Here is a 9,216-nt window from a genome sequence, read left to right as displayed (position 1 = left end):
TGGTTCAACCCTTCATTCCGGATTCCGCATCTAAACTGTTGGATTTGCTCGCGGTTTCCCCAGAGCAGCGCCTCGTTGCGGCGATCGGGGAGGGCGGTCGTCTTGCGCCCGGCGCAGCGCTCCCGGCGCCGCAGCCGGTCTTCCCCCGCTTCATCGAGCCGGAAGCATCGTGAGCTGCCCATGATCGTCGACAGCCATTGCCATCTCGATTTCCCGGAATTCGCCGAGGACCTGCCCGGAGTGCTCGCCCGCGCGGAGGCGGCGGGTGTGGGGCGCGTGGTCACGATCTCGACGCGGGTGAGGAAATACGACACCTACCGCGCCCTCGCCGAGAGCGATCCGCGCATCTTCTTCAGCATCGGCACGCATCCACACAATGCCGGCGAGGAGCCGGATGTGCCGGTTGCGGATCTGGTGCGGCTGTCGGCGCATCCGCGTTGCGTCGCGATCGGGGAGGCGGGGCTCGATTATTATTATGACAAGAGCCCGCGCGATGTGCAGGGCAACGTGTTTCGCACCCATATCACCGCCGCACGCGAGACCGGGCTTCCCCTCGTCATCCATGCCCGTGACGCGGATGAGGAGATGATGGATATCCTGACGGATGAGTTCAGCAAGGGGCCCTACAAGGCTGTCCTGCATTGCTTTTCGTCCGGCGAGAAGCTCGCTTTGACAGGTATCGAGCTCGGTTTCGCCATCTCGTTCTCCGGCATCGTCACGTTCAAGCGTTCGGAGGAACTGCGCGGCATTGCCCGCAAGATCCCGCGCGAGCGTCTTCTCGTGGAGACTGATGCGCCCTATCTCGCTCCTCAGCCGGTGCGTGGCAAGACCAACGAGCCGGCCTATACGGCGCATACCCTGCGCATTCTGGCCGAAACCCTCGACATGCCGCCGGCGGAGCTCGAAGCGATGACGACGGAGAATTTCTACAAACTGTTCGCCAAGGCAGCGCAGGCCGATGGCAGGGCAGGCGCCTGATCATGGCGCTGGTCGCGACCATTCTCGGATGCGGCTCGTCCGGCGGCGTGCCCCGCATCGGCACCGGCTGGGGCGCCTGTGATCCGAACGAGCCGCGTAACCGGCGCCGCCGCTGCTCGCTCTTCGTAAGCCGCAGCCATTCCGCCGGCGAAACCGCTATCCTGTTCGACACCTCACCGGATCTTCGTGAACAATTGCTCGACGCCGAAATCCGGCATCTCGATGCGGTGGTCTTCACCCACGAACATGCCGACCACACCCACGGCATCGACGACCTGCGCCCGCTCGTGATCCATATGCGTCGCCGGATTCCCGTCTATATGGATGAGAAGACGACGAAAATCCTGGAAGAGCGCTTTGATTACTGCTTCACGACGCCCGATGGCAGCAACTATCCGCCGATCCTCGATTCTCGCCTGATCGCCGAAGACAGGCCCGTCGAGATCGCGGGGGAGGGTGGCGCGATCCGTGCCCGGCCCTTCCGCATGATCCATGGCGGCACGGATGCGCTGGGCTTTCGCATCCATGATTTCGCCTATGCCCCGGATGTGAGCACCATGCCCGAGGCCGCCGAGGCGCAACTGCACGGGCTCGAGACGCTGGTGATCGATGCGCTTCGCTACAACCCGCATCCGACCCATTTCAATGTCGCCGACGCTCTCAACCTCATCGAGCGCGTACGACCGCGCCATGCCGTTCTGACCAACCTGCATACCGATCTCGACTATCGCGAACTCGCCCGGCAGTTGCCCGATCACGTCGAGCCGGCCTTCGACGGCATGCGCATCACGATTTCCGAATAAGCCTCTGGTCTGTCGCGCGCAGCCGCGCAAAACCACATGGGTGTCGCGGGCCTTGGCCTGTGGGCCGCGAGGTCCGACGATGCATCGGCGCCATCAGTGCGGGCACGGGGCTCGTTGCGGGGCGCGAGGACTGATGTCAAAGGGGATCAAGGCCATGATGCGTGCAAAGATGCAGGCAGCCTATGTCGGCGAAGACGGACTCGAAATTGGCGAAGTGCCGTGCCCCGAACCGAAACCGCAAGAGATCCTCTTGCGGGTACGTACGGCGGCGCTCAACCGTGCCGACCTCGCCGTCGCTTCAGGCGCCGCCCATGGAGCGATGGGCGGGCGCGGCACTGTTCCGGGCCTCGAATTCGCTGGCGAAATCGCGGCACTGGGCAGCGACGTCACCAACTGGCAGGTGGGCGACCGCGTCATGTGCAGCGGCGCCGGTGGTTATGCGGAATATGCCGTCACCGATCATTTGCGGGCGCTGCCGATCCCCGAGGGATTCGATTTCGACCGCGCCGCGACCCTGCCGCTGGCGCTCCAGACCATGCATAACGCGCTCGTCGAGAATGGCGGCATGAGCGCCGGCGACAGCGTCCTGATTCTCGGCGCGAGCAGCGGCGTCGGGCTGATGGGCCAGCAGATCGCGCGCCTTCTGGGCGCCCGCGTTGTGATCGGCTCGTCGACCGACGATGCGCGCCGCGCGAAACTGACGGAATTCGGCGCACATCACGCCATCAATACCAGCGATGCGGATTGGCCTGACCAGGTGCGCTCGCTCACTGATGGCGGCGTCGATCTGGTCATCGACCAGATTTCCGGGCCGCTGGTGACGCCGGCCATGCAGGCTGCTGCCGTGCGTGGGCGCATCGTCAATGTCGGTCGCCTCGGCGGCAGTACGACCGAATTCGATTGCGACCTGCATGCGCTCAAGCGCATCCGCTATATCGGCGTCACGTTCCGCACGCGCTCGATCGAGGAAATCCGCGCCATCGTTGCCGGCGTGAAGCGCGACCTCTGGCCGGCCGTCTGTGACGGCACGCTGCATCTGCCGATCGATCGCAGCTTCGCGCTCGCCGATGCGGTCGAAGCGCTGGAGCACATGCACGCGAACCGCCATTTCGGCAAGATCCTCCTGCATCCGTGACGCTGCACCTGGAGCGGATCAAGCGGTGCCGACCGGGCGGCGCGCACGAACGCGTGCGCGTTGCAAGCCCGGACACCAAGCGTCGGGCGCAAGCCATTGCGTTGACAGGCTTTCTTCCGGATATTTTTAGTTCCATAATATATCTTATGCGAAAAACTGATTTTGGTTCTGGCGGTTATGTGCAGCAGCGCGGCAATGTGCTGGCACGGACAGTCGACACTGAACCCGATCCTGCGCGATTGCCGACGTTCCGACGCCCTGCCCGGGCGCCTCAGGCCGAACCGTGGCGCTTGTTTGAAGCCTGATTGAGCGCAGCCTGCCACGCGCCTTTCTGATGCACGAACCGAGGCGCGCGAAGCATGGCGTTTGAGAACGCGCCTGATCGCCGGAGCAGCACACACCGTTCGGCATTCGCAGACGTCGAGCGGAATTGTGACCGGGCGGGCCACCTGCGGACGATAGCTGTATCCGGCGCTGCGTTCAGCGCATCATTGCCGGGTGCGATGCGCATTGCGAGTATCGGGCACCGCGGCGGCCTGGCCGTATGCCCTGCCCGCATGCGCTGCCCTGCCTGCCGGACCGGCGCGGCCATATGTGCTTCTGTGCTTCTCCATGATGGCGAGAATCCGATTGCCGGATTATACTCCGGATTGATGGAGGGTATTGATGATCGGTAGCATTGTCGTCTTGATGGCGGTTATCAGTCTGTGGCTTGGAATGCGCGCGCCGCGTGGTCTTGTGCGCAATCTGCTCCTCATTGGCCCCGGTATCGTGATCGTCAGCATTGTACCGTTGCTGATGGGCATCTTTTTCGATCCCGAAGGACGGATCGTCGGCAATGCGCAAGGGCTCGGGTTTATTGCATTTTTCGGTCTGGTCGCCGGCGGACTCGTGATGATTGCCGGTTTCATCGCCAGGCTGATCAAGGACTGATCCGTGGCTGATCCGAGAAATGCGTGGACACATTGCCCGCCCGACATGCAAGCGTTATGAAGAGGCACGCTTAATCGAACACCGAACTAACGGGACTCGTTCCGGCGCCTGCCATGAGGTCGAGATGTTTCAACACCTGACTTTCTTCGCACCGGTTACGCGCCGCAGATCAGGCCTTGCTGCCATCAACCTGGGCGTGAGCGCGGCCCCTGCCCGCGCCGAGACGCCTATCGGCGAAATCACCGGTGAAGTCGGTGCCGAGGCATTCGTCCGGGAGACGCTGGACGTGCCCTCGGAAGGCACCGCGACGGCGGAGTTCTCGGATTTCGGGCCGGTGATCACGGTGTCGATCCCGGGGCATGAACAGGGCGGCGAGAGCCGGATGCGTAATGTCGAGTCGCTGGACTTTTCGCTCATGGGCAGCGACGTCATGGATATCGATGTCAGCTTTTCCCCGATGGCATGTCGGGGCCCTTCCATATCAGCACCGACGTGCCGCGTGATGCGCAGATCAGCTTCGACAGGCTTGATCTCGACGACGATGCCGCGATGGCCGAGGGTAATTTCACCGCCCTGCTCTGCCGCCAGGACGATTTCATGAGCCCGCCGGATACCGATGACTGCATCGAGTCGCGCGGTCGCTTCACCACGCAACTGCGTCCCGGCGCATGAGCGGGACGGACGGCCCTACCCTGTTCATCGACGCCGATGCCTGCCCGGTGAAGGACGAGTGCTACCGCGTGGCTGCGCGCCATGTTTCGCAGGTTTTTCTGGTTTCCAATCGCCGCATCGGCGTGCCGCGTGATCCGCAGATATCCCTCGTCGTCGTGGACGAGGGGCTCGACAAGGCCGACGACTGGATCGCCGAGCGTGCCGTGCCGCGCAGCGTCGTCGTTACCGCCGATATCCCGCTCGCGGCCCGCTGTGTCGCCGCCGGCGGTCAGGCCGTGACGCCGAAGGGCGAGATCCTCGACGAAAGCCGCATCGGCATGGCGCTGGCTTCGCGCAATCTGATGACCGATCTGCGCAGCGCCGGCCAGCAGACCGGCGGCCCGGCGCCTTTTGCGAGCGCAGACCGCTCGCGTTTCCTGCAAAGCCTCGAGAGCGCCATGCGCCGCGCCGCGCGCGCCGGTTGAGTTTGTTTTACCGCGCATCCTCGTCCGGGAGCGCGCGGACCATCCCCACATCCTGCGGGGCGATGGCCACGCTCTTGATCACGGCGTGACAGGTCTGGCCGGGCTCGAGCCCCATGGCCGCGACCGCCCGGCGCGTCACCCGTGCGATCAGCCGATCCTCGCCCATGGCGAGCGTCACCAGCGCGCCGGGGCCCTGGCCGGGATGGATTTCGGTAATGGTACCGGTGAGGATGTTGAGCGCGGAAAGACCCTCGGGCCGGGCGCGCGAGAGGATCACGTCCTGCGCCGCGATGCGCACACGGATCACCGCGCCCGGCTCATGGGCCACGCGGGGCAGCCACATCCTGCCGCCGGCGCCATCGAGCGCACTCAGCCCGTCCGCATGATGCGCCACGACACGGGCGGTGAGGATCGAGGCGGCGCCGCGCGCACCCATCGCGGCGACATCGCCCAGAACCTGCTGCGGCGACCCCATGGCCGTGACCTTGCCGTCGCGCAGGGCGACGACGGTGGTGGCGAGTCGGGCCACCTCCGCCGAGGAATGGCTGACATAGAGGATCGGGATATCCACCGCATCCCGCAGGCGCTCGAAGTAGGGCAGGATTTCTGCCTTGCGCGCCTCGTCGAGCGCCGCGAGCGGCTCGTCGGCGAGGATCAGCTTCGGCGCCGCGAGCAGCGCCCGTCCGATCGCCACACGCTGCTTTTCACCGCCCGAGAGCGCGCCGGGGCGGCGATCAAGGAGATGGCCGATGCCAAGAAGGTCAACGACCCGACCGAAATCCTCGCGCTTGGCATCACGCGGCGCGAACCAGCGCCCGTAGAGCAGGTTCTGCCGTACGCTCATATGTGGAAACAGCCGCCCCTCCTGGAAGATATAACCCAGACGCCGGCGATGCGGTGGCAGGAAGCAGCGCGCGGCGGTATCGACGAGCACCCAGTTGCCGGCGGCGATACGCGCCGTATCCGGTCGCAGGAGCCCGGCCACCGCATTGATCAGGGTGGTCTTGCCCGAGCCCGAGGCGCCGAACAGCACCGTCACGCCGGGCCGCGCCTCGAAGGTGACATCGAGGTCAAATCCCGGAAACGTATGGCGGAGGCAGACCGAGAGCGTCATGAGCCCGATACCCTCTTCGCGACGCGCCGCGCGATGAATTCCGACAGGATCAGCGCGGCCATGGCAATGATGATCGCCACGATGACGAGCCGCCCCGCGGCCTCCTGCCCACCCGGCACCTGCAGGAAGGCGTAGATCGCCGAGGGGATCGTGCGTGTCTCACCGGGAATGTTGGAGACGAAGGTGATGGTCGCGCCAAACTCGCCGATCGCCTTGGCGAAAGCGAGGATCGCGCCGGCGATCACGCCGGGCAGGATCAGGGGCAGGGTCACGGTGGCAAACACCCAGGGCTTCGATGCGCCGAGCGTCGCCGCCGCCGCTTCGAGCTTCGGATCGACCGCCTCGACGGCAAGCCGGATGGCGCGCACCATCAGCGGAAAGGCCATCACTCCGGCGGCAATGGCAGCACCCGTCCAGCGAAACGCGACGACGATACCGAACCATTCTTCGAGGAATTGCCCCACGGAGCCCCGCCGCCCCAAGGTGATCAGGAGCAGATACCCCGTCACCACCGGCGGCAGGATCAGCGGCATATGCACGAGCCCGTTCAAGACTTGCTTGCCGGGAAACTCCCAGCGCGCCAGCGCATAGGCGACGAAAATGCCGAGCGGAAGGCTGACCAGCGTCGCCCAGAAGGCGACCCGCAGGCTCAGCCACACCGCCTGCCATTCATCCGGCCCCAGCCATGTGGTGATCGCCTCCGGCATCAATCGGGAACGCTGAAGCCGTATTCGCGCCAGATCGGGGCGGCGATGTCGGAGGAGAGGAAATCGAGGAAGTCCTGCGCGCGTCGATGCTCGCTTTGCGCTGTGATCGCGGCGGGCAGCGTGATCGGTGTATGGCTGCCCTCGGGGAAGGTTGCGATGACGCTCACGCTATCCTCCACCAGGGCGTCCGAGGCGTAGACGATTCCCAAAGGCGCCTCCCCCAGCGCGACGAAGGCGAGCGCCGAGCGGACATTGTCCGATTGCGCCACATGCGGCGCAACGGCACCCCACAGACCGAGCGTGGTGAGCGCCTCGCGCCCATACATGCCGGCGGGAACCGCATCGACCAGCGCCATGGAGAGCCGCCCGCCATCGAGCATGCCGACGAAATCGAGATTTTCGTCGATCGAGACGGGTGACGCATCAGCCCCATGCGCAATCAGGACGAGGCTGTTGCCCAGGATGGCGCGCCGCGACCCCTCGCGCAGCTCACCCGCAGCGGCAAGCGCGTCCATCCAGTCGGTATTCGCCGAAATGAAGATATCCGCCGGCGCGCCCGCCTCGATCTGGCGCGCGAGGGCGGAGGAGCCGGCAAAGGAGATCACGACACGGCTGCCGGTTTCGTCCATCCAGCGCGCAGCTACTGCCTCAAGGGCGTTGGTCAGGCTGGCAGCCGCGAAGACGACGAGGTCATCCGCCCGCGCGGGCGCGGCGATGAAGAAAGTTGCTGCAAGAAGAGCAGCCGCAGCGCGGCGGCAGAACCGGCGAAACATCATTCCTCCTTGATATGTACGCCCGAACATATCGATGATCCGGACCGAAGATCAAGCGCTATTTCCCGTCGGAAATATCGCTGAGCAGACCCTGCAATGCGCAGAGCTCTGCCCTGCCCGCGCGCGCCGCTTCGGCCTCGAAGGCGCGATAGGTGGCGAGGACCTTGTGGCCGGTTCCGGTCAGCCGCGCCCCGCCGCCCTGCGCCCCGCCGCGCGTGCTCTCGACCACCGGCTCGCGAAACATGGCATTCATCGTCTCGATCAGCATCCAGGCGCGTTTGTAGCTCATGCCCATGACGCGCCCCGCCGCCGCGATCGACCCGGCTGAATCGATCCGCTCAAGCAGCTCGGCCTTGCCGGGCCCGATCATGCCGCGCTCACCGAAAACGATGCGAATCCGCAGGCGGGGATTTTCGCGATGCTCACTCATCCGCGGAGGTTTACGCGGGTTGGCGCGGAAGGCAATGCTCTGCGTGAGCCCGGGCACCATGACTTGCGGCACAAGCATGCGACCCGAGGGCGCGCTCTGGAGCGCATGCCGATCTGACGGAGTCAGGCCGGGCGCTTTAAGTTATTGCTCAACGCATCATTTTCTCCGTCAGCCGGTCTCCACCGGATGGAATGATGCCCTAGAGCGGCCCCCTTCCTGATTGAATCGCGTTTGGGGATTCCCAAAGCAGCGGTTGACTGATTCATTGTCGTGACCACAGAGATCGGGACGGCGATGATGGGAAAATCACTTTCGATGGATTTGCGGGCGCGGGCGCTTTCGGCGGTTGATGGCGGCATGAGCCGGAGGGCGGCGGCACGGCGTTTCGGGGTATCGATTTCGTCGGTGATCCGCTGGGACGCCGCGCGGCGCCTGACTGGAACCTTTTCGCCCCGGAAACAGGGTGGCGACACGCGGTCACGTCAGTTGGAAGCCCATCATGCGCTGGTGATGGAGTTGTTCGAGGAACAGCGGGACCAGAGCCTCGATGAGTTGCGGGCCCGGCTCGCGGAGCACGGTGTGGTCGCCTCGACCTCGGCCCTTTCGCGATTCTTTCAGCGCCATGATCTGACGCGCAAAAAAAAGCCGGTCACGCAATCGAGCAGGACCGGCCCGACGTGATGAGCCGACGCGAAGCGTGGTTCGCATCCCAGACCGATCTTGATCCTGCACGCCTCGTCTTCATCGACGAAACCTGGGCGACCACGAACATGACGCGCAGCCATGGTCGCAGCAGACGCGGGGAACGGCTGCGCATGGGTTACCCGCACGGCCATCGCAAGACGACGACCCTCGTTGCCGGGCTGCGGCTGGACGGCATGGTGGCTCCCATGGTGCTGGACGGCCCCATCAACGGCGACTGGTTCGAAGCCTATATCCGCCAGATCCTCATCCCCGATCTGAAGGCGGGCGACATCGTGATCATGGATAATCTCTCCAGCCACAAACGCCCGGCGGTACAGGCCATGATCGAAGCAGCCGGCGCCGAGCTGCGCTTTCTTCCACCCTACAGCCCGGACTTCAATCCGATTGAGAACGCCTTCGCCAAACTCAAGGCCCTTCTGCGAAAGGCTGCAGAGCGGACCGTCGATGGATTGTGGAACGCCATCGGCAATCTCGTCGATGTCTTCACACCGACAGAATGTGC

The 9,216-nt window shown here is 64.8% G+C and carries 12 protein-coding genes and 1 pseudogene; 9 read left to right on the top strand and 4 right to left on the bottom strand.

Annotated features, from left to right (window positions below):
- From VKP01_RS06720 to VKP01_RS06685, 8 genes and pseudogenes are all read left to right on the top strand, one after another.
- Window positions 1–173: pseudogene (locus tag VKP01_RS06720) on the top strand (methionine--tRNA ligase); the annotation flags it as partial.
- A gap of 7 nt (window positions 174–180) precedes the next feature.
- The gene (locus VKP01_RS06715) at window positions 181–978 is read left to right on the top strand and encodes a TatD family hydrolase (RefSeq protein WP_324411390.1); all 798 of its coding nucleotides are present in this window, start codon (window positions 181–183) and stop codon (window positions 976–978) included.
- A 2-nt stretch (window positions 979–980) separates the two neighbouring features.
- Window positions 981–1,781, top strand: coding sequence for an MBL fold metallo-hydrolase (locus tag VKP01_RS06710; RefSeq protein WP_324411389.1), 801 nt, complete (start codon window positions 981–983; stop codon window positions 1,779–1,781).
- Window positions 1,782–1,950: 169 nt separating this feature from the next.
- A complete protein-coding gene (locus VKP01_RS06705; protein WP_324411392.1) occupies window positions 1,951–2,916 on the top strand; it encodes a zinc-binding dehydrogenase in 966 nt (321 codons plus the stop codon).
- Complete coding sequence (locus tag VKP01_RS06700; RefSeq protein WP_324411388.1) at window positions 2,913–3,221, top strand: hypothetical protein; 309 nt, start codon at window positions 2,913–2,915, stop codon at window positions 3,219–3,221. The genes VKP01_RS06705 and VKP01_RS06700 overlap by 4 nt, the downstream gene beginning before the upstream one ends.
- A gap of 361 nt (window positions 3,222–3,582) precedes the next feature.
- Complete coding sequence (locus tag VKP01_RS06695) at window positions 3,583–3,849, top strand: hypothetical protein (protein ID WP_324411387.1); 267 nt, start codon at window positions 3,583–3,585, stop codon at window positions 3,847–3,849.
- 462 nt (window positions 3,850–4,311) lie between these two features.
- Complete coding sequence (locus VKP01_RS06690; RefSeq protein ID WP_324411386.1) at window positions 4,312–4,521, top strand: hypothetical protein; 210 nt, start codon at window positions 4,312–4,314, stop codon at window positions 4,519–4,521.
- Window positions 4,518–4,985 carry a YaiI/YqxD family protein gene (locus VKP01_RS06685; RefSeq protein ID WP_324411385.1) on the top strand — a complete coding sequence of 156 codons (468 nt, stop codon included), beginning with the start codon at window positions 4,518–4,520 and terminating at the stop codon, window positions 4,983–4,985. The genes VKP01_RS06690 and VKP01_RS06685 overlap by 4 nt, the downstream gene beginning before the upstream one ends.
- A 7-nt stretch (window positions 4,986–4,992) precedes the next feature.
- Here the strand turns inward: VKP01_RS06685 and modC are convergent, their stop codons facing one another.
- The 4 genes from modC to VKP01_RS06665 are packed head-to-tail and all read right to left on the bottom strand — an operon-like array spanning window position 4,993 to window position 8,009.
- Window positions 4,993–6,099, bottom strand: a complete 1,107-nt coding sequence (modC, locus tag VKP01_RS06680) for a molybdenum ABC transporter ATP-binding protein (protein ID WP_324411384.1) — start codon at window positions 6,097–6,099, stop codon at window positions 4,993–4,995.
- The gene (gene modB, locus VKP01_RS06675; protein ID WP_324411383.1) at window positions 6,096–6,806 is read right to left on the bottom strand and encodes a molybdate ABC transporter permease subunit; all 711 of its coding nucleotides are present in this window, start codon (window positions 6,804–6,806) and stop codon (window positions 6,096–6,098) included. Before modB ends, modC begins: the two co-directional genes overlap by 4 nt.
- A complete protein-coding gene (modA, locus tag VKP01_RS06670; protein ID WP_324411382.1) occupies window positions 6,806–7,579 on the bottom strand; it encodes a molybdate ABC transporter substrate-binding protein in 774 nt (257 codons plus the stop codon). Before modA ends, modB begins: the two co-directional genes overlap by 1 nt.
- A gap of 58 nt (window positions 7,580–7,637) precedes the next feature.
- Window positions 7,638–8,009: a molybdenum-binding transcriptional regulator gene (locus VKP01_RS06665; protein ID WP_324411381.1), complete on the bottom strand. Its 372-nt coding sequence runs from the start codon at window positions 8,007–8,009 to the stop codon at window positions 7,638–7,640.
- Window positions 8,010–8,306: 297 nt separating this feature from the next.
- Between VKP01_RS06665 and VKP01_RS06660 the strand changes: the two genes are divergently transcribed.
- Window positions 8,307–9,216, top strand: a protein-coding gene (locus tag VKP01_RS06660) for an IS630 family transposase (RefSeq protein ID WP_324411391.1) whose coding sequence is annotated in 2 segments (ribosomal slippage) — window positions 8,307–8,655 and window positions 8,655–9,216 — 911 coding nt annotated over the 2 segments. Because the reading frame shifts where the segments join, the coding sequence is not laid out codon by codon here. This gene is flagged as partial in the annotation.

The organism is Saliniramus sp., from assembly GCF_035311605.1.
Taxonomy (GTDB): domain Bacteria; phylum Pseudomonadota; class Alphaproteobacteria; order Rhizobiales; family Beijerinckiaceae; genus Saliniramus.
The sequence above is the reverse complement of the archived record's forward strand: the minus strand, read 5'-3'. Positions and strand labels throughout refer to the sequence as shown.